Source organism: Tatumella morbirosei (assembly GCF_000757425.2).
In the GTDB taxonomy this organism is placed as follows: Bacteria; Pseudomonadota; Gammaproteobacteria; order Enterobacterales; family Enterobacteriaceae; genus Tatumella; species Tatumella morbirosei.
Genome location: NZ_JPKR02000003.1, coordinates 1,487,819 through 1,508,442, shown reverse-complemented (window position 1 = coordinate 1,508,442; position 20,624 = coordinate 1,487,819). Strand labels below are relative to the sequence as shown.

19 protein-coding genes are annotated in these 20,624 nt (G+C 51.3%); 11 read left to right on the top strand and 8 right to left on the bottom strand.

Annotated features, from left to right (window positions below; all coding sequences use genetic code 11):
- Window positions 1-18: 18 nt before the first annotated feature.
- The 4 genes from HA49_RS09815 to uraH are packed head-to-tail and all read left to right on the top strand — an operon-like array spanning window position 19 to window position 3,384.
- Window positions 19-1,263, top strand: coding sequence for a pyridoxal-phosphate-dependent aminotransferase family protein (locus HA49_RS09815; RefSeq protein ID WP_038022838.1), 1,245 nt, complete (start codon window positions 19-21; stop codon window positions 1,261-1,263).
- Complete coding sequence (gene hpxK, locus HA49_RS09810; RefSeq protein ID WP_046791738.1) at window positions 1,256-2,527, top strand: allantoate amidohydrolase; 1,272 nt, start codon at window positions 1,256-1,258, stop codon at window positions 2,525-2,527. The genes HA49_RS09815 and hpxK overlap by 8 nt, the downstream gene beginning before the upstream one ends.
- A 30-nt stretch (window positions 2,528-2,557) precedes the next feature.
- Window positions 2,558-3,052, top strand: coding sequence for a 2-oxo-4-hydroxy-4-carboxy-5-ureidoimidazoline decarboxylase (gene uraD, locus HA49_RS09805; protein WP_038022837.1), 495 nt, complete (start codon window positions 2,558-2,560; stop codon window positions 3,050-3,052).
- Window positions 3,049-3,384, top strand: coding sequence for a hydroxyisourate hydrolase (gene uraH, locus HA49_RS09800; RefSeq protein WP_038022834.1), 336 nt, complete (start codon window positions 3,049-3,051; stop codon window positions 3,382-3,384). The genes uraD and uraH overlap by 4 nt, the downstream gene beginning before the upstream one ends.
- Before the next feature lie 54 nt (window positions 3,385-3,438).
- Here uraH and HA49_RS09795 read toward each other — a convergent pair whose 3' ends face one another.
- Both HA49_RS09795 and HA49_RS09790 read right to left on the bottom strand, forming a co-directional pair.
- The gene (locus tag HA49_RS09795; RefSeq protein ID WP_038022832.1) at window positions 3,439-4,212 is read right to left on the bottom strand and encodes an amidohydrolase; all 774 of its coding nucleotides are present in this window, start codon (window positions 4,210-4,212) and stop codon (window positions 3,439-3,441) included.
- Window positions 4,200-5,360, bottom strand: a complete 1,161-nt coding sequence (locus tag HA49_RS09790; RefSeq protein ID WP_038022830.1) for a pyridoxal phosphate-dependent aminotransferase — start codon at window positions 5,358-5,360, stop codon at window positions 4,200-4,202. Before HA49_RS09790 ends, HA49_RS09795 begins: the two co-directional genes overlap by 13 nt.
- A gap of 199 nt (window positions 5,361-5,559) precedes the next feature.
- Here HA49_RS09790 and mtnC point away from each other — a divergent pair, with 199 nt between their 5' ends.
- Window positions 5,560-6,243, top strand: a complete 684-nt coding sequence (mtnC, locus tag HA49_RS09785) for an acireductone synthase (protein WP_038022829.1) — start codon at window positions 5,560-5,562, stop codon at window positions 6,241-6,243.
- Window position 6,244: 1 nt separating this feature from the next.
- Window positions 6,245-6,787: a 1,2-dihydroxy-3-keto-5-methylthiopentene dioxygenase gene (locus HA49_RS09780; protein WP_038022827.1), complete on the top strand. Its 543-nt coding sequence runs from the start codon at window positions 6,245-6,247 to the stop codon at window positions 6,785-6,787.
- 14 nt (window positions 6,788-6,801) lie between these two features.
- Here the strand turns inward: HA49_RS09780 and mtnA are convergent, their stop codons facing one another.
- Entirely contained in the window at window positions 6,802-7,836 is a 1,035-nt protein-coding gene (mtnA, locus tag HA49_RS09775) for an S-methyl-5-thioribose-1-phosphate isomerase (RefSeq protein WP_038022892.1), read from the bottom strand.
- A 113-nt stretch (window positions 7,837-7,949) separates the two neighbouring features.
- Here mtnA and mtnK point away from each other — a divergent pair, with 113 nt between their 5' ends.
- The gene (gene mtnK, locus HA49_RS09770; RefSeq protein WP_038022826.1) at window positions 7,950-9,149 is read left to right on the top strand and encodes an S-methyl-5-thioribose kinase; all 1,200 of its coding nucleotides are present in this window, start codon (window positions 7,950-7,952) and stop codon (window positions 9,147-9,149) included.
- 36 nt (window positions 9,150-9,185) lie between these two features.
- Here the strand turns inward: mtnK and fadE are convergent, their stop codons facing one another.
- Window positions 9,186-11,636 (bottom strand): acyl-CoA dehydrogenase FadE, encoded by a 2,451-nt coding sequence (fadE, locus tag HA49_RS09765; RefSeq protein WP_046791788.1) that lies wholly within the window; start codon window positions 11,634-11,636, stop codon window positions 9,186-9,188.
- Between the two features lie 250 nt (window positions 11,637-11,886).
- On the opposite strand from fadE, the gene lpcA reads away from it, so the two are divergent.
- Both lpcA and HA49_RS09755 read left to right on the top strand, forming a co-directional pair.
- The gene (lpcA, locus tag HA49_RS09760; protein WP_038022824.1) at window positions 11,887-12,465 is read left to right on the top strand and encodes a D-sedoheptulose 7-phosphate isomerase; all 579 of its coding nucleotides are present in this window, start codon (window positions 11,887-11,889) and stop codon (window positions 12,463-12,465) included.
- 137 nt (window positions 12,466-12,602) lie between these two features.
- Window positions 12,603-13,376, top strand: coding sequence for a class II glutamine amidotransferase (locus HA49_RS09755; protein WP_038022823.1), 774 nt, complete (start codon window positions 12,603-12,605; stop codon window positions 13,374-13,376).
- On the opposite strand, the gene dpaA is transcribed toward HA49_RS09755, so the two are convergent.
- On the bottom strand, window positions 13,341-14,081 hold the full coding sequence (dpaA, locus tag HA49_RS09750) for a peptidoglycan meso-diaminopimelic acid protein amidase (protein ID WP_038022821.1): 741 nt from the start codon (window positions 14,079-14,081) through the stop codon (window positions 13,341-13,343). The genes HA49_RS09755 and dpaA overlap by 36 nt on opposite strands.
- A gap of 265 nt (window positions 14,082-14,346) precedes the next feature.
- Between dpaA and dinB the strand changes: the two genes are divergently transcribed.
- Window positions 14,347-15,402 carry a DNA polymerase IV gene (dinB, locus tag HA49_RS09745; RefSeq protein ID WP_038022820.1) on the top strand — a complete coding sequence of 352 codons (1,056 nt, stop codon included), beginning with the start codon at window positions 14,347-14,349 and terminating at the stop codon, window positions 15,400-15,402.
- A gap of 52 nt (window positions 15,403-15,454) precedes the next feature.
- Here dinB and HA49_RS09740 read toward each other — a convergent pair whose 3' ends face one another.
- From HA49_RS09740 to pepD, 3 genes are all read right to left on the bottom strand, one after another.
- Window positions 15,455-16,459 (bottom strand): ABC transporter permease, encoded by a 1,005-nt coding sequence (locus HA49_RS09740; RefSeq protein WP_038022818.1) that lies wholly within the window; start codon window positions 16,457-16,459, stop codon window positions 15,455-15,457.
- Window positions 16,456-17,961 carry a sugar ABC transporter ATP-binding protein gene (locus HA49_RS09735; protein ID WP_038022816.1) on the bottom strand — a complete coding sequence of 502 codons (1,506 nt, stop codon included), beginning with the start codon at window positions 17,959-17,961 and terminating at the stop codon, window positions 16,456-16,458. Before HA49_RS09735 ends, HA49_RS09740 begins: the two co-directional genes overlap by 4 nt.
- A 459-nt stretch (window positions 17,962-18,420) precedes the next feature.
- Window positions 18,421-19,878, bottom strand: a complete 1,458-nt coding sequence (pepD, locus tag HA49_RS09730) for a beta-Ala-His dipeptidase (RefSeq protein ID WP_038022814.1) — start codon at window positions 19,876-19,878, stop codon at window positions 18,421-18,423.
- Window positions 19,879-20,129: 251 nt separating this feature from the next.
- Between pepD and gpt the strand changes: the two genes are divergently transcribed.
- Window positions 20,130-20,588, top strand: coding sequence for a xanthine phosphoribosyltransferase (gene gpt, locus HA49_RS09725; protein ID WP_038022812.1), 459 nt, complete (start codon window positions 20,130-20,132; stop codon window positions 20,586-20,588).
- The last annotated feature ends 36 nt before the right edge of the window (window positions 20,589-20,624 follow it).

The following is a 20,624-nucleotide window of genomic DNA, read 5'->3' as shown; positions in this document are numbered from 1 at the left end:
ATTTCAAAGGAACGAGTTATGGAACTCAGCCAGTTTTCACCCTTAAATCCACCACAACGCTTACTGATGGGCCCGGGCCCGATTAACGCTTACCCTCAGGTATTGCGGGCAATGTCCAGCCAGTTACTCGGCCAGTATGATCCGGCGATGACCGGCTATATGAATGAGGTGATGTCACTGTATCGCGGGGTGTTTTGTACCCAAAATCAGTGGACCATGCTGGTGAACGGAACCTCCCGTGCCGGAATTGAAGCGATTTTAGTCTCGGCGATTAAACCTGGCGATAAGGTGCTGGTGCCGGTATTCGGTCGGTTCGGACACCTGTTATGTGAAATAGCCCACCGCTGTCGCGCAGAAGTTCATACCATTGAAGTCCCGTGGGGTGAGGTGTTTACCGCCGATCAGATTGAAGATGCGATTCGTAAAATCAGACCACGGCTATTACTGACCGTACAAGGCGACACTTCCACCACGATGCTGCAACCCCTGAATGAACTGGGGGCGATCTGCCGTAAATATGACGTACTGTTCTATACCGATGCTACGGCATCCCTGGGCGGCAACGCACTGGAAACCGATGCATGGGGGCTGGATGCCGTTTCTGCCGGGATGCAAAAATGTCTGGGGGGGCCTTCCGGAACCTCTCCGGTGACCCTGAGCCCGGCGATGGAAGCGGTTATCCGTCAGCGCAAGCGGGTCGAGCAGGGGATCCGTACCGTCGATCACCAGGACGGCGACGAGGAAATGATCTATTCCAACTATTTTGATCTGGGAATGATCATGGATTACTGGGGGCCGGAGCGATTAAATCACCACACTGAAGCCACCAGTGCACTCTTTGCCGCCCGGGAATGTGCACAAATTATTCTGCAGGAAGGTCTGGAAGCGGGGATTGCCCGGCATAAACTGCATGGTGATGCCATGCTGAAGGGCATTCAGGCCATGGGGTTAGAGGTTTTCGGTGATATCAGTCATAAAATGAATAATGTGCTGGGAGTGGTTATCCCACAACAGGTGAACGGAGACCAGGTTCGCAGCATGATGCTAAACGATTTTGGTATCGAAATCGGCACTTCCTTTGGCCCGCTGCACGGTAAAGTCTGGCGAATTGGCACCATGGGTTATAACGCCCGTAAGCAGTGTGTGTTGCAGACGTTGACGGCACTTGAAGCAGTACTTAATCAGCTGAAATACAGCACAGTCCAGGGGGCGGCAATGCAGGCAGCCTGGGAGCATTATCAGACGGAAGGCAACCATGGATAACCGGATGAGTCCTGTTCAGGCACAGCAGGCGGGTCATCGTGTGATGACCCGCAGTGATGAACTGGCAGCCATTAGTGAAACACAGGGTCAGCTAACCCGTGTTTATCTGTCGCCAGAGCACCTGCGGGCCAATCAGCAGGTAGCTGAGTGGATGCAGGCGGCAGGTATGCGGACGTGGCAGGATGAAGTGGGAAATATTTGCGGCCGTTACGAAGGTCAGACTGCCGGTGCTCCGGCAATCCTGCTGGGCTCCCATCTGGATAGCGTCAGAAACGCTGGTCGTTATGATGGTCCGCTGGGGGTATTAACGGCTATTGAGACCGTCAGTTGGCTGAATCAGCAAAATATCCGTTTGCCGGTCGCTGTTGAAGTGGTTGGTTTTGCCGATGAAGAAGGCACCCGGTTTGGTATTACCTTGCTGGGGAGTCGAGGGATCACCGGGCGCTGGCCGGAATCCTGGGTGAGTCATCCCGATGCCGAAGGTATTACGGTCGCTCAGGCCATGCAGGCTTGTGGGCTGGATGCGGCGAAAATCGGCGGAGCAGCACGGCGACCTGAAGATATCGTTGCCTATCTGGAGTTGCATATTGAGCAGGGACCTTGCCTGGAAGATGCCGGACTGGCACTCGGGGTGGTGACGGCTATTAATGGGGCGAAGCGACTAAACTGTCGCTTTACCGGGCTTGCCGGACACGCCGGTACGGTTCCGATGACTCATCGTAAAGATGCCCTGGCGGCGGCGGCAGAATGGATGGTGTTTATCGAAAGCTGTACTCAACAGCGCGGCTCTCAGCTGGTGGCCACTGTGGGTACCATTTCCTGTGCACCGGGAGCCGTTAATGTGATTGCCGGAGAAGCAAATCTGTCGCTGGATATCCGTGGACCGCAGGATGAACCGCTGGCGGATCTGCTGGAAACGTTGCTGGAGCAGGGGAAGCAAATTGCGCTGCGGCGTGGATTACAGTTCAGTGCTGAAGAGTTCTATGGTATCCCGGCGACCGCCTGTGATAAACGGTTGCAACAGGCACTGACCGATGCGGTGACAGAAGTCCAGGGGAAATCGATGTTACTTCCCAGTGGGGCGGGGCATGATGCGATCGCGATTGCCGAATGCTGGCCGGTTGCCATGCTGTTTGTCCGCTGTGCCGGCGGTATCAGCCATCATCCTGATGAGTCGGTCATTACAGATGATGTCGCGTTAGCATTCCGTGCCTACCTGCTGGCGATTCAGCAGGTGGCTGAACAGTATAAGACTGTCGCCTGAGCTACCCACGATACGGAGAACGGTTATCAGATGAATATTGTTCAGTTTAATCAGCTTTCGCTATCAGAAGCCACAGCCGCTATTGAAGCCTGTGTCGCAATAGAGAGCTGGCAGCAGCCACTGGTGGCAGCCAGACCCTTTGATTCAGTCGCTCAGTTGCTGGAAGTCGCCCGGGGCCTGACAGACCACTGGCAGCAGGCTGAACTCCTGCAGGCACTCAGTGCCCATCCGCGAATTGGGGAAAAAGCGACTGGCAGTCAGTCGCATGCTACGGCATCCCGTTCTGAACAGTCCGCTGTACTCTCAGCGGATAGTCAGATAAAACAACAGATGGCGGAAGGAAATCGTGCCTATGAACAACGGTTCGGTCGTATCTTTTTGATCAGGGCCAAAGGGCGCAGCCCGCAGGATATTCTGGCTTGCCTGGAGCAACGCCTGAATAATGATGACACCACCGAGATACAGGAAAGCATTCAGCAACTGCGTGAGATCACGTTATTGCGTTTGCAGGAGATCTTTTCATGAGCACTATCACTACCCATATTCTGGACACCGCGCTGGGAAAACCTGCCCGTGATGTCAGAATAACTCTGGAGCAGCAGTCACCTGAGGGCTGGTCACTGACAGGGCAGGGAAAAACGGACAATGACGGGCGACTGAAATCACTGACCACGGAACCGGTGACTCCGGGGCATTACCGGCTGACGGCAGAAATTGGTGACTATTTTGCGGTGACCGGACGTCAGTCTTTGTACCTCACCGCACAGATCGATTTTTTGATCCCGGAAGCAGGCAGCCATTACCATCTGCCGTTTTTAATTACGCCGTGGTCATGGTCTACTTATCGCGGTAGCTGAGGTAAAATTTACGGCTGGCTGAGGAAAATCTCCCCGGGCAGCCGTCAGTTATTTTTACAGGTCCACGGTAAAATCGTCAGCATCACGCCAGGCCGGGAAGCGCTCGCGATAGGCCTTTAGCTCACTCATTGACAGTACTGCCTGAGCAATCGCGGGTTGGCTGGCCGGTAATGTCGCCAGAAAGTCACCTGTCGGACTGATGATTCTGCTGTCACCACTGTAGCTGTGGTTGTTCGCGTCATCCCCGACGCGGTTGCAGCCCATGACGTAAACCTGATTTTCGATAGCTCTGGCGAGCAGCAGTGCCTGCCAGTGTTGGCTGCGTGGCGCCGGCCAGCTGGCAATATACAGCGCCAGATCATAATCATCGCGGTTGCGGGAAAATACCGGGAAACGCAGGTCATAACAGACCTGTGGAAGAATCCTCCAGCCACGCCATTCAACGATCACTCGTTGCTTGCCGGCCTGATAATAGCGATGTTCATCCGCCATACGGAACAAGTGGCGTTTATCATAACGATGAACCTCGCCTTCCGGGGTGACCAACAAAAAGCGGTTAACTGCACCTTCTGAAGTTTGTAATGCGACACTGCCCCCCACCAGGGCCTGAAAACGGCTGGCCTGAGTATGTAACCATTCAATGACCACCGGCTCAGGCAGTGAACTGTTGGCCGCTTCCATGGCAAAACCGGTGGTGAACATTTCCGGCAGCAGAATCAAATCAGCTTCGGTAACTTCGTTCAGCGCCTGTTCAAAATGGCGAAAGTTAGCTTCACCATCCATCCATACCAGAGGTTGCTGTAACAGTGCGACTTTTAAATCTGACATAATTTCTCCGCAGCGGCCTGCAATGTGGATTCCTGTTTCGCAAAACAGAGCCGGACCAGCTTGTGAGGAAACTCACCGGCACAAAAAACCGATAACGGAATGGCCGCCACACCGACTTCTTTGGTCAGCCACAGACAGAAATTCACGTCATCCATGTCTGATATTGCACTGTAATCGAGTAACAGGAAGTAGGTCCCTTCACAAGGCAGAACTTTAAAACGGCTATTCTGCAAAGCATTGGTCAGGAAATCCCGGCGACTGCGGTAGAATTCCGGTAATTCCAGATAATGCTCCGGCTCCTGACGCAGCATATCCGCCAGTGCTAACTGAGCCGGGGTATTGACAGCAAAAGTCAGGAACTGGTGAACCTTGCGTATTTCAGCCGAAATACCGGCAGGAGCCACACAGTAGCCCACCTTCCAACCCGTCATGTGGAATGTTTTACCAAATGACGATACCGCAATACCACGCTCACGTAATTGCGGGTGCTGTAGCAGGCTGACATGCCCGGCAGGTGCAAAGCAGATATGCTCATAAACTTCGTCACTCAGGACATAAATTTCCCGGGACTGAATTGCCTGCCACAGGCTGGCAAAATCGCTGCTCTGCCAGACAGTCGCTGTTGGATTGTGCGGTGTATTGAGGATTACTAACCGGGTCTTATCACTCAGTAACTGATCAAATGCCTGCCAGTCCGGATGAAATCCCGGTGGCTGCAATGCAATACGTTTCAGTATGCCTCCGGATAATTCTACAGCGGGTGCATAGCTGTCGTAGCTGGGATCGAAGCAGATCACTTCATCGCCTGGCCGTACCAGTGCAGTGATCGCCGCAAACAGGGCTTCGGTAGCACCCGCGGTGACCGTGATATCGGTATTCACATCCGGGGTGTAGTCATAGCAGCGGTGAGTTTTTTCAGCAATGGCTTCACGCAGCGGCTGAGTCCCGGTCATGGGGGCATACTGGTTTGCGCCCTGGCTGACGTGCCAGGCCAGGCGCTGTTGCAGATACTCCGGGCCATCGAAATCAGGAAATCCCTGTGACAGGTTAATCGCGTTGTATTGTTGTGCCAGGGCACTCATCTGACTGAAAATAGTGGTTCCCAGAGCAGGGAGTTTGCTTTCGGGGGTGAAGGTCTGCTGCGTCATTATTACTCTGCCTTATCTGCGGCTGTCCGGATGAAAGATTAATCACTGGTCAGTTATACCTTTATTGATGCCACTATAAACAGGATGGTAATATTTGGCAATCAAGACACTTAGATGGCTAAATAGTCATTTACGTTGCTGAAGCTAAAAAAATAATGTCTGTTTTGCAGACCACAGGCAGCTATGCTGCGGAGGGTGAATGATTCGAGCAATTGTGACGGATATTGAAGGAACAACCAGTGATATCCGCTTTGTGCACCAGGTATTATTTCCTTTTGCACGTCAGCATCTGGCGACATGGATTAATCAACACAGTGATCAGCCTGAAGTACTTCTGGCGCTTGATGCTCTTAAAACAGAGATTGCACAACCTTCGGCTGACAGAGAGCAACTGATTGCCGCTCTGTACCGGTTTATGGATGAAGATCGTAAATCTACCGCGCTGAAAGCATTACAGGGGATGATATGGCGGGAAGGTTATCTGAACGGCAGTTTTACCGGCCATTTATACCCGGATGTGCTGCCGGCACTGAACCGCTGGCATCAGCAAGGGCTGGCAATTTATGTCTACTCCTCAGGTTCGGTCGCCGCACAAAAACTGTTATTTGGTTACAGTGATGCCGGTGATATCAATAGCCTGTTCAGTGGTTATTTTGATACACATGTGGGTGCCAAGCGGGAAGTGGAGTCTTACCGGAATATCGCACGTCAGTTGGGCATTGATGCCGGGCAGTTACTTTTTTTGTCCGACATCCGTCAGGAACTGGATGCGGCACAGCAGGCTGGCTGGAAAACGCGGCAGTTGATCCGCGACGATGCAGATAATGAAAGTGTTCACCTACAGGTGAGCAGTTTTGAGCAGATTAACCCGCAGGAGATCTGAGATGAGTGCTTTGACGATATTTACTGACAGCGATGCCAGCCAGCCAGTGTGGCACAGTGAAGATGCTGCAGAAATTCATAACAAACTGGCGGAACAGCATGTCCGGTTTGAACGCTGGGCAGCCGATCGTGATTTAGGGGATAATCCGACCCCCGATAGTGTGCTGCAGGCTTATCAGCATGAGATAGAAAAGCTGGTAGCAGAAAAAGGTTACCAGAGCTGGGATGTGATCAGTATGCGGGCTAACCATCCGGATAAGCAGGCACTTCGTGATAAGTTTTTGTCAGAGCATACTCACGGAGAAGATGAAGTGCGGTTCTTTGTCGAAGGTGAAGGGTTATTTTGTCTGCATCTCGACGGACATGTGTATCAGATCCTGTGTATGAAGGATGATCTGATCTCGGTGCCAGCAGGGACGGCACACTGGTTTGACATGGGGTCAGAACCCAACTTTACCGCGATCCGCATCTTCGATAATCCGGAAGGCTGGGTGGCACGGTTCACCGGCGACAAAATTGCTGACAGTTATCCCCGTCTGGCCTGACCGGGGACAGGTGGTTATTGACGGATGTTTGTTGGCCGGAATATTCCTTCAGTGACCTGTTGCGGAGTCACCAATCCGCTGTCCAGTACCCAGCCGCTGATAAGGTTCGCCGGAGTGACATCAAACGCCGGATTATGCACCCGAATATTTGCCGGGGCCCACTGTACTGCACCGAAGCTGCCGGAAACCCCGGTAACTTCGGCTGCGGCACGTTGTTCAATCGGAATCTGTTTCCCGGTAGGGCAGTGGCGGTCCAGGGTGGTCTGAGGTGCGGCAACATAAAATGGAATCCCGTGATAACAGGCCAGTACCGCCAGACTGTAAGTGCCTATCTTATTGGCCACATCGCCATTAGCGGCAATCCGGTCAGCCCCTACCCAGACGGCATCGACTTTACCTTCTGCCATAAGGGCTGCTGCCATACTGTCGGTGATTAACTGGCAGGGCACTCCGGCTTCCGATAGCTCCCACGCCGTCAGGCGGCCCCCTTGCAACAATGGCCGGGTCTCGCCCACCCAGACGTTCGCCACATTACCTTGCTGCCAGCCCCGCAGAATCACGCCGAGGGCGGTTCCTACCCCGGCTGTGGCCAGACCGCCAGTGTTACAGTGTGTCAGGAGTTGACTACCGGGAGAGATCAGTGGCGCTCCGGCAGCGGCAATGTTGTCACATAACTGACGGTCTTCGTTGACCAACCGTAGGGCTTCTTCTTCCATGGCAGTGACATACTGCTCAGCCGCCAGTGCCTGTGACATCCTGTCGAGGTTATTCATCAGATTAACCGCCGTCGGGCGTGAAGCCCGCAGAGTCTGTAATGATTCCTTCAGCTCATTGCGTGACATTCCCGCTCCGGCTTGTAAAGCCAGTAACAGTGATGCCGACAGACCAATCAGTGGCGCACCTCTGACCCGTAACGCATGAATATGCTCAACCAGCTGTGCAGTGGTTTGGGCACTCAGCCAGTTTTTTTCCTGAGGCAGAGCCTGTTGATCCAGTATCCACAACTGGTTACTGACAATTCTCAGGCTGGTGGTTTGCAGGTTTTGCATCATTATCATTTCCGGGTTGCTCAACGGGCAGTTAGTATGCCAATATGCGTGATGGATGTGTAGACGTCTGAACGGCTTAAAATAACAAGTTATCAGTAGAGAGGATACAGGCAATGTCGCAATATCGAACCTTCACCGCCACAGATGCTGTGGAATATGCCAGAAAATTTTCCGGTCTGGAACACCCGGAAACGCTGGTGGATGCGCTGGAGGTTGGCGACGGTAACCTGAATCTGGTGTTTAAAATTCTCGATCAGCAAGGGATCAGCCGTGTCATTGTCAAACAGGCTCTGCCCTATGTCCGCTGTGTAGGTGAGTCCTGGCCACTGACACTGGATCGTGCCCGGCTGGAGGCAGAGACACTGATCGAGCATTACAATTTTTGTCCTGAGCACACGGTCAATGTCACGCACTATGATCCGGAGCTGGCGGTGATGGTGATGGAAGATCTTTCTGACTACCGGATCTGGCGTGGCGAATTAGTCCGGGGGCAGAACTATCCGCGGGCGGCAGCACAGCTGGGCCATTATCTGGCCAGTGTGCTGTTTTCTGGCTCCGACTTTGCCCTGCATGCTCACGAAAAGAAAGCGCGCGTAGCGCAGTTTATTAATCCGGAGATGTGTGAGATCACCGAAGATCTCTTCTTCAATGATCCTTACACCGAACATCCGCGAAATGATTACCCGGAGGCTCTGGAGCCGTTAGTCGCTTCTTTACGCAACGATAGTGAGTTGCGTCTGAGAATTGCATCACTGAAATACACCTTCCTGACCCATGCCGAAACGTTGTTACACGGGGATATTCACTCCGGATCTATCTTCGTGACAGAAACGGGTCTGAAAGCTATCGACGCCGAATTTGGATATTACGGGCCGATGGGTTTTGATATGGGTACTGCTATCGGTAACTTATTACTGAACTACTGTGGCCTGCCGGGATTACTGCCTCCCAAAGAAGCGGCTGACGCCAGAGAACAACGTCTGGCAGATATTGTGACCCTGTGGCAAACCTTTAGAGCGGAGTTTTTATCCCGTAGCCAACAGACCCGAGATATCGCTTTGGCGGTTCCCGGTTATGCGGAGCTGTTTATGCAGAAAGTCTGGCAGGATACTATCGGATTTAGCGGGACGGAGCTTATCCGGCGCACAGTAGGAATGTCACATGTCGCGGATATCAGTGAAATCAGTGACGACAGGATGCGCATCGATTGTCTGCGTCATGCTATTACTCTGGGGCATACCTTAATTCTTGCGGCAGCTCAACTTCAGGATGCGGATGCTCTGGTGGCCCGTATCCGGCAGACTGCCGGATAAACGGATCCTGCAGCAGGCAGGATCCGTCTTAGTGATTCAGGCGGCTTTTCCCGGATGAGGATCACTGGTTGCGGCAGGTGTCTCACTTGCTGCAGCCAGTGCATCCGCAGCAAAGTCGTCCACATTAATGGTCTGCAACCGGCTTACTTCTGCACGGCGTAATATTTCGGCGTCTTCACTGGTCAGCCATCCTTCTTTCAGACCTTCAGTCGCCAGCTCATCAAGCCGGACAAATTGCGGTTTTTTCTTCAACTGAGGGGATACTCTGTCCATCAGGTTTTCTGCCGCAATAATATCATTCAGTGCCTGTTCAGCCAGCCCTGCCGGGTTGTTTTCACTGGCTTCCAGGTACTGCCCCCGGCCCAGGCGTGAACGCGTCTCAGACGGGGTTTGCAGGAGTTGGGCCAGTTTGTGATCCAGCCGGTCAGTCGGCCCCTGGCTGTAACGGCCGGCAGGAAAGATGAACAGCCGCAACACTCCCGCCAGCCACCTTACCGGGAAGTTACGCAATAATTCTTCGATGGCGGTATCTGCGCGGTTAACGGCGTCACTGACGGCCCATTCCACCAGGGGCAAATCTTCCCGCTGACGTCCCTCATCATGAAAACGTTTCAGTGCCGCCGAAGCCAGGTAGAGCTGACTCAGAATATCTCCCAGACGCGCAGAGGTACGCTCACGACGCTTCAGACTGCCCCCCAGGGCTGCCATGGCAATATCTGCCAGCAAAGCCAGGTTGGCACTCAGACGATTAAGTTGCTGATAGGCGCTGCGGGTGGAGTCACTGACCGGAGTACGACTACCTTTACCGTGAGTGATCCCCAGCCATAAACTGCACAGCAGATTAGCAGCTACGTGGCCGGTGTGCCTGAACAGTGCATCATCAAACCCGCTCAAATCCTGCTGTTGAGCGGCAGTGATCTCTTTTAGCAGGAAGGGGTGACAACGAATAGCTCCCTGTCCAAAGATAATCATGCTGCGGGTCAAAATATTTGCCCCTTCCACGGTAATTGCGATGGGCGCTCCCTGATAGGCACGGGCAAGGAAATTACTTTTACCCAGCATAATCCCTTTACCCCCTGCGATATCCATGGCGTCGATAATGCTGCGCTGGCCACGGTCAGTACAGTGATACTTGACGATAGCGGATAACACGGCAGGTTTTTCCCCGGCCACAATACCGTAAGTAATCAGTGATGCTGCAGCGTCCATCACATAGCTGTTACCTGCAATACGCGCCAGCGGTTCTTCAATACCTTCCATTTTTCCAATGGGAATACGGAACTGGCGACGGATTCGGGCATAAGCACCCGTTGCCAGGGCAATGGTTTTCAGACTGCCGGTCGAGTTTGAAGGCAGAGTGATTCCCCGCCCAACGGCCAGGCATTCAACCAGCATCCGCCATCCCTGACCCGCCATTTTCGGACCCCCAATAATGTAATCGAGTGGGACAAAGATATCTTTTCCCCGGGTTGGGCCGTTCTGGAACGGGATATTAAGCGGGAAATGACGACGACCAATTTCTACGCCGGGGGTTGTGACCGGAATGAGGGCACAGGTAATACCGGGACTGGTGTTCTCACCCAAAAGATGTTCCGGATCATACAGTTTGAAAGCCAGACCCAGTACTGTGGCAATGGGCGCCAGGGTGATATAGCGTTTGTTCCAGGTCAGGCGCATACCGACCACCTGTTTCCCCTGCCATTCGCCATAACAGACCACTCCGATATCGGGTATTGCACCAGCATCTGAACCCGCTTCAGGACTGGTCAAAGCAAAGCAGGGAATCTCTTCACCACGTGCCAGTCGTGGCAGGTAATGCTGCTTTTGTTCATCCGTTCCGTAATGTTGCAGCAATTCGCCCGGACCAAGGGAGTTAGGCACCCCGACAGTAATGGCCAGAATACCGGAGACCCCGGCCAGTTTTTGTAACACCAGAGACTGGGCATAGGCAGAAAATTCCAGGCCGCCATACTCTTTCTTAATGATCATGGCAAAGAAGCGGTGATCTTTCAGATACTGCCACAGTTCAGGCGGTAGATCGGCCAGTTCATGACTGATTTGAAAATCGCAGGCCATACGACAAGCTTCGGTGACCGGGCCGTCAAGAAAAGCCTGCTCTTCCGGGCTGAGTTGCGGTTGTCGGTAACTGTGGAGTTTCTGCCAGTCCGGACGGCCACTGAATAAATCGCCTTCCCACCAGGTCGTACCTGCATCGATGGCTTCTTTTTCAGTGGTAGACATTGCCGGCATCACTTTGCTGAACCTGTTCATCACCGCCCGGCTGATCAGTGGCTGACGCAAGGCCGGCACATTCAGAATCAGCAAAATGAGGAACACAGGCAACAATACCCAGGCATTCCAGATTCCGGACAGGGCCATGATTACGCCGAAGGCAGCCAGAATCAGGCTGGAAGTTTGCAATGTCAGGCGCCGGCCGATAAGCACGGCAATCAGCACCAGGGTGGCGAGTATACTGAGTATTATCATAGTAAACTGCTCCATTTATGGTAAGAGGTCTGACCTGTTATCATTATGGTGTAATTTAGCTGGAATCATTTATCAATCAGTTCACATAATAATTACAACCCATCTCACAGAATCTCTGCTCACCGACAGCATTTTGCTGAGAGGCGCGACAGGGATAACAATCTGAGCAGGATAACCCTGTCACGGGCTTGCACTGCCCGATGATTGGGCTAAACTGGCGGCGTTAATTTTCCGATCAAGGACATCCCCTATGTACCAGGATATTATTCGTTCAGAATTGAATGAAGCAGCAGAAACGCTTAACAACTTCCTGAAAGATGAAAACAATATTCAGGCAATTCAGCAGGCAGCGGTGTTGCTGGCCGACAGTTTTAAAGCAGGAGGAAAAGTACTGTCCTGTGGCAACGGTGGTTCCCATTGTGATGCTATGCATTTCGCCGAGGAATTAACGGGTCGTTACCGGGAAAACCGTCCTGCATACCCGGCGATTGCGATTTCGGATGTCAGCCACATCTCCTGTGTCAGTAATGACTATGGTTATAACCATGTTTTCTCACGCTATATTGAAGGTGTGGGGCGTGCAGGGGATGTTCTGTTGGGTATTTCCACGTCGGGAAATTCGGCCAATATTATTAAAGCTATTGAAGCGGCGCGTGCTCAGGGGATGAAAGTGATCACTCTGACAGGAAAAGATGGCGGTCAGATGGACGGTAGTGCGGATGTCGAAATTCGTGTTCCTCATTTTGGTTTCGCCGATCGCATTCAGGAAATTCATATTAAAGTTATCCATATTTTGATCCTGCTGATCGAAAAAGAGATGGCGAAATAATCATATCTTGCCCCACCTGCTGAAATACTCCACCTGGCTGCCTCTGACGACTTGCCAGAGGATGGCCTGCATGCTATCTCTTTACTTATCTGCTGCATATAGCGCCTGATGACGGGAATTTAACGAGGTTTTAACTGATGTGTGAACTGCTCGGGATGAGCGCCAATGTGCCGACCGATATCTGTTTCAGTTTTACCGGGCTGGTTCAGCGCGGCGGGGGGACCGGGCCGCATAAAGATGGCTGGGGTATTACTTTCTATGAAGGAAAGGGATGCCGGACGTTTAAAGATCCTCTGCCGAGTATTGATTCGCCGATTGCCAGCCTGGTTCGTGATTATCCCATTAAATCTCATTCGGTAATTGCCCATATTCGACAGGCGAATCGCGGTATAGTCTCGCTGGAAAATACTCACCCGTTTACCCGTGAACTTTGGGGACGTCACTGGACTTATGCACACAATGGACAACTCACCGGATACCAGAAACTGGATAGCGGAAATTTTCGTCCGGTCGGTGAAACCGACAGTGAAAAGGCGTTTTGTTGGATTCTGCATAAACTCGCGACCCGTTATCCGCGTACGCCGGGGAACTGGCCGGCGGTTTTTCGGTATATTGCGACTCTGGCTGCTGAGCTACAGCAAATGGGAGTCTTTAACATGCTGCTGTCGGACGGGCGCTACCTGATGGCTTACTGCTCGACGAATCTGCACTGGATCACCCGCAGAGCCCCGTTTGGCAAAGCGACTCTTCTTGATCAGGATGTTGAAATTGATTTTCAGCAACAGACCACTCCGAACGATGTGGTGACGGTGGTTGCCACTCAGCCATTAACGGGTAATGAAACCTGGCACAAAATTGCGCCAGGTGAATGGCAGTTATTTTGTCTGGGTGAGCGCCAGGAAGGTCTTTGAGGCATTTTCAGAGCTGTTGCTGAACGGGTTCTGGTTCAGAACATATTGCCCGTTATTAACGCTCACGTTCGGCGGCTGCTTATACTTCAGAAAATAGTCATACCCTGGTTTTAGCTGCTTCCAGAAACCGATGTAAGCCGAATCCCGGTGGCGTAGCATATTACTGTCGGTCATGCGGAACGGAAAAATGTTCACCTCAACCTGAGACTGACCGTTTCGCAGTGCAGCATTCACATAGGTATAGATCTGATCCATATAGGCATTAGTCATGGCATAACAGCCAATGGACACACAATTACCATGAATCATCAGATAGTTGCCGCTGTAACCATTCTCACGATCATATTGGTTTGGGAAACCAATATTAATGGCGCGGTAGAAATGGCTGTCAGGTTTTAACTGATTAAGCCTGACGGAATAGAATCCTTCAGGGCTTTTAAAATCTCCCTCGACTCGTTTCGGTCCAAGGCCTCCGGAAAAATCACAAATACGAAAACTGTTCAGCAGCCGGTACTCGTTGCCGATTTTGCCGTACAAATCGAGCGTACGCTCTTGTTTAAAGATCTGAATAAATACCGGGGTACCCAACAACTGTTGTTTTAGTTCTTTACTGACGGGCTGCTGTGGAGAGACCGGAGTTTCAAACATTGCCAGGCAATATGCCGGGATCAAAAGCATCGCAAGAAAAAGTGCGATTTTACGCATGCTGCTACTACCTTGAACAAAGAGTGAGAGAATACTGTCTTTTACACCATCGCTACGGATTAATCTGACGTCGCAGTGGTTAAGCGAAACATTAGCATTGTCAGCAGTTTTATCAAGCAACAGACGCATATATTTGTATCAATAGTCGGGTCGGTCAGATTTCTGTTGTTGCTTAAAAACCAGACAAGCTGACAGGCACTGAATAGTTGAAATTTTAACTGAATATTTATACAGTATCAGCTCTGTTTTTACCGGGGTCTGAAGGATGCGTAAAATCATTCATGTCGATATGGACTGTTTTTATGCAGCCGTGGAAATGCGCGATAATCCATCACTGCAGGATATCCCTCTGGCGATAGGTGGCAGCAGGGAACGTCGCGGGGTGATTAGCACGGCTAATTATCCGGCCAGAAAATTCGGGGTCAGGAGTGCCATGCCTACGGCAACGGCCCTGAGGCTATGCCCGCAGTTAACCTTGCTCCCCGGCCGTTTTGATGTTTATAAGCAGGTTTCTGAACATATCCGACAAATTTTTGCACGCTATACTTCACTTATTGAACCGCTCTCTCTTGATGAAGCCTATCTTGATGTGAGTGACTGTACGCAGTTTCATGGCTCGGCCACCCTGATTGCGCAGGATATTCGCCAGGCTATCTGGCAGGAATTACAGCTCACTGCTTCTGCCGGAGTCGCGCCGATTAAGTTCCTGGCCAAAATCGCTTCTGATCTGAATAAACCCAATGGCCAGTTCGTCATTACTCCCGACGTAATGGATAGTTTTATCTGTCAGTTGCCGCTGGAGAAAATTCCGGGAGTAGGGCAGGTATCAGCCAAAAAGCTGGCAGATATGGGGCTGAAAACCTGTGCAGATGTCAGGCAGGCTGAGCTGTCGTTGTTGCTGAAAAGTTTTGGTAAATTTGGCCGGATCCTTTGGGAGCGCAGCCATGGGATTGATGAACGGGATATTATTGCTGACCGGCAGCGAAAATCGGTGGGAGTAGAAACAACACTGGAGAAAGATATCGATCGTTGGGAGCAGTGTCTTGAAGTTCTGGAATTACTCTATCCTGAACTAGAGCGTCGCCTGAGAAAAGTTCGCCCTGATTTACGCATTTCCCGACAAGGGGTGAAATTTAAATTTTCTGATTTTCAGCAAACCAGCCGTGAGCATGTCTGGCAGGTACTGAATAAACAGGATTTACTGACGATTGCGAGGGAAAGCTGGGATGAGCGGCGGGCAGGCAGAGGAGTCAGACTGGTGGGACTGCAGGTGACACTACCGGACCCTTATGCCGAGCGGCAACTGCCGTTAGGACTGTAATTATTTGTCGACTCCGGGCCGGCACTGATATCAGGTGCCGGCCCGGGGAAGGTTATGCCTGACGTCCCCGGAAATAGGTCAGAGCCAGCGCCAGCGCCAATACCAGCCCTTTGATAATGTCCATCGCATAATAGGGCACAGATAACATCACCAAACCATTTTGCAGTACACCCAGAATAATGGCACCAATCAGTGTGCCGAGGGCATTGGGTTTTCCTGAACCGGCCAGTGATAAGCCAATCCATGCGGCGGCGACGGCATCCATCAGATAACCACTTCCGGCATTCACCTGTGATGAACCGATACGGGAAGCCAGTAAAATACCCCCAAGTCCGGCCAGCAATGATGCCAGAAGGTAGGCGGCAACACGATAACGGGTGGTACGGATACCGGAAAGCCGTGCGGCTTCGGGGTTACCTCCCAGTGCATACATCCGGCGGCCGTGTTTAGTGAGTGACAGGCCAATCTGGGCAATTACCGTCACGACCAGCATGATGATCACAATGCCCGGAATTTCACCCAGCACGCTGAAGTTTGCCGGAATAATGCCTTCAGCCATATCTCCGCTTGGCATTACCATATTTTGAGTGATGGAACCTCCATAGCTGTACGTCATGGCGACTCCCTGCACTACAAATAATGTGGCCAGTGTTGCCAGCATATCCGGAATACGCAGGATCACAATCAGGAAACTGTTAAACAGTCCGACTAACAGACATAAAGCCAGCGTAATAAGGATGGCTGTGGTAGTACCGTAGCCGTGCCAGACAAACATTGAAATAACCAGAGCGTTAGCTAAAGATGCCGTAGAACCCACCGACAGATCAAATCCGCCAACGGTCAGTGAAACCGCTACCGCCATGGCAATCACTGTGACAATCGCGATGGAGCGCAGAATGTTCAGCAGGTTATCTGGCTCCAGGAATCCGTTGGCTGTCAGGCCGAAGCCAGCTAACAGGATAACCACGGTGAGTAACATTCCCCATTTGTACAGGAAATCAAATAATCGCTGATGCCAGTGGGTTGCTGAAGAGGGTGAATTAGGGGTGCTGCTCACGCAGGAGTTCCTCCGGTTGAATAAAGTAACAGTGTTTCTTCACTGGCATGTTTGCCTTCCAGTTCGGCGACGATCCTGCCGTCCCAGAGAACACAGATTCGGTCGCATAATCCGACCAGTTCGGCAAATTCGCCGGAAGCATAGATTATCCCTTTGCCTTCTCTGGCAAGCTGATCAACTAACCGGAAAAGATCAGATTTGGCTTTAACATCGACACCTTTTGTCGGTTCATCGAAAATCAGGATGTCAGACTCAGTGGCCAGCCATTTGCCGATGGCAATCTTTTGCTGATTTCCTCCGGACAGCCGTCGTAATGTCTGCTGGGGGCCCCTGCTTTTCACGGCAAGTTTACTGATAATCTGTTGTGCCCATAGTACAGACTGTTTTACGCTAAAAAATCCATGAGAGGAAAAGCGATCGTCTGCACTGACCGACAGATTCATTGCCACCGATTCATCAATAAAAATACCTTCTTTGCGGCGCTCCTCTGGTACCAAGGCGATGCCAGCGGCAACAGAATCAGCGGGGGAACGGGGTTTCCAGGGTTTACCGTGTAATAGTGAACGGGTCAGTTTGCTTTTGGATGCACCAAACAGGGCTTTACACAATTCTGTCTTGCCCGCTCCGGCAAGCCCTGCAATACCGAGTATTTCACCCTTATGAAGTGTCAGACTGATATCCCGTAACAGGTTTTTGTCGTGTAATCCTTCCACACTCAGTAACTGTTGTGTGGAATGAGCCGGACGCGGGGGCGGATACAGATCGTTCAGTGTATGGCCTATCATTTTCTCAACAATCTGTTCACCGCTCAATGCATCCATTCTGGTGGTTTCAATGAGTTTCCCGTCACGCAATACGGTCAGTTGATCGCAGATAGTCTTTAATTCATGAATACGGTGGGAAATAAATACCACACCGATCCCTTGTTGCTGGAGGTGTCGTACTACTCTGAACAGTTGCTCACTTTCATGTTGATCCAGTGGGGCTGTAGGTTCATCAAGGATTAGGAAACGACAGCGGTGAGACAAAGCGCGGGCCAGCAGGATTTGTTGTTTTTCTGCCAGTGAGCATCGTTCTGCTGGCTGACGCAAATCGAGGGAAACATTGAGTTGTTTTAACAACGCTGCAGCCTCACGGTATATTTCTCCCCAACGACAGATCTGTCCGGGAGCCGCCAGGTTATCCAGCATGATATTTTCAGCCACGCTGAGTGTCGGGATTAGGCCATTATCCACTTCCTGCTGAACCAGATGAATTCCTGCCTGCTTAGCCTGCAGTGGTGTACGGATATTCAATGGCTGACCATCCAGCAATATCTCCCCCTGATAATGGGAATGTGCACCAGATAACACTGCCATCAGCGTTGATTTACCGGCACCATTGGCACCGGTCAGGGCATGCACCGAATGACCTTCCAGGACGAAATTAACATTATCCAGCGCGGCGAATCCGGCAAAATTAATCGATATATTGCGCATTTCGAGGCGGTGAGCATCGGCCATAATTTATCCATTCACAGCTAAGTAATGACTACGGGGTTTCTGTCTGAAACCAGAGCGTCCTGATAAACAGGCAGCATAAGCTACCATAAAAGAAGTTTAGCCATCCAGAAGTCCGGAAAGAATGTTGGGATTATCTTTTAATAAAGATGTTTTTAGCATCTAAATTCATATTATTATCGATGCCTGGTGAAATGCTCTGATGCTGTGAGATTTTAAAAGCAGAAACCTATCGCTTATATTTTCTTGTGAATATTTAATACCGACATGACATCTCTGTTAGCACAAGAGTGTATTCCCCACACAGAGGAGGAGGTTATGGCTACAGTAACGGAGCTCATTTGAACATAGTCGTGCCTGAGTGGAGCCTGGCAGATACATAGAAACAGTGACAAAGAAGCCAGAGCGGTGCTCTGGCTTTCGTTCAGTCCGGAATAACCGGAGTAACCGCAGTGCGGACACTTATTTTACCGGAATTTCTTTCAACAGGCCGGTTAGTAATTGCCAGTATAAACCGACACTTCCAATGTGAACCTGTTCATCCGGAGAGTGAGGGCCGGTAATGGTTGGACCGATGGAGACCATATCTAAATGTGGATAAGGTTTTTTGAATAATCCGCATTCCAGACCGGCATGGATCACCTGAATGTCGGGCAGTTTACCAAACAATTGCTGATAAATTTCCCGGGTTTTTGCCATGATTGGCGAGTTTTTATCCGGCTCCCAGCCAGGATAACTGCCCGATGCGAGCGTTTTAGCTCCAGCCAGACTGCCCAGCGAGGTCAGGGTATCGACCACATACTCTTTGCCACTGTCGATAAGCGAGCGTACCAGACTCATGATTTCGGCGGTATCTTCACTGAGTGTCACCACGCCGACATTCAGAGAAGTTTCAACTACGCCGACGGCGACATCTGAATTACGAATCACCCCGTTAGGGATAGCATTCAGTAAGTGCAGAAACGTATCACGGCTGGCGGCGGTTAAGGCCGGTTGTGCAGGAGTGGCTGCCTCGGTCACTAACACAACATTTTCGTCTTTCGGGCCAGCTTCATTTTTAAGCAACTGTTGATAATCGCTGACGGACCTATCGAAAAGTGAACGATCTTTTTGACTGACAGCCAGGGTGGCAAAGGCCTCACGAGGAATGGCATTGCGTAAAGTACCACCATTAAAGTCAATCAGTTGCAGATCAACTTTTTTACTCACGCTAACCAGAAAGCGGGCCAGTAGTTTATTCGCGTTGCCCAGCCCCATATGAATATTTGCACCGGAGTGACCACCGCGTAACCCTTTTAACGTCAGTTTTAGCAGTTCATAACCTGCGGTTACCGCCTCACGTTGTATAGGCAGTTCTGTCACGCAGTCGATGCCTCCGGCACATCCCATATAGATCTCACCTTCTTCTTCCGAATCGGTGTTGATCAGAATGTCTGCCTCAAGCCAGTCAGACTGTAATCCGAAGGCACCATCCATTCCGGCTTCCTCAGTCATGGTAAGCAGCACTTCGAGAGGACCGTGTGCCACATTATCGTCGGCCAGTACGGCCAGGGCGGAGGCCATTCCAATTCCATTATCTGCCCCTAAAGTGGTGCCGCGGGCTTTCAGCCACTCACCATCCACATAAGGGCGGATCGGGTCAGTGGTAAAATCATGCACAGTGTCATTATTTTTTTGCGGTACCATATCCAGATGGGCCTGCAGGGCGACAGGTGTCCGGTTTTCCATCCCGGGGGTCGCCGGTTTACGAATCAGAATATTTCCGGCGTTATCCCGTTCACACCATAATCCCTGCTCTCTGGACCAGTTCATAATATGCTGTGCTAAGGCTTCTTCATGATATGAAGGATGTGGAATAGAACAGATTTTCGCGAAGATATCCCACAAAGGCTGTGGAGAAAGCTGAGACAGTTCAGACACAATTACTCTCCTGTAACGTTGCGGGTCAGGTCTGCCCGGGTTTACATTGGTCTGGCAGAGTGAGGAAACGTCTCTGCCGGCATGGCCTGAGAATACCATCGTTTGCGGACCGGCGGGGAAATTGCGGAGTAAAAAAAGCGCCTGGAGGTAGCTGGTGCTGGTTTTTAGTGCTGCATATCCTTATAATCTCGCGCAAACTTTTTACCCTTGCACTTAAATTAGGTCATCTGTATTGGCCGGGACTCCTTTAAATGAGCGAAAAATACGTCGTCACCTGGGATATGTTACAAATCCATGCCCGTAATCTCGCCCGGCGTTTACTGCCGGTGGAACAGTGGACAGGTATCATTGCTGTCAGCCGTGGTGGGCTGGTACCCGCTGCACTGCTGGCCCGTGAATTAGGGATCCGTCACGTTGATACAGTCTGTATCTCCAGTTACGATCATGACCATCAACGTGATATGAAAGTCGTTAAACGCGCTGAAGGTGATGGCGAAGGCTTTATTGTTATCGATGATTTAGTCGATACCGGCGGTACCGCGAAAGCCATTCGTGATATGTATCCTAAAGCGCATTTCGTCACCATTTTTGCTAAGCCTGCTGGCCGGCCTCTGGTAGATGACTACGTGATCGATATTCCACAGAATACCTGGATCGAGCAGCCCTGGGATATGGGCGTAGCTTACGTACCACCCATTGTTAAAGACTAATATTGCCTGGCAGCATCCTGAATTTTAAGGATGCTG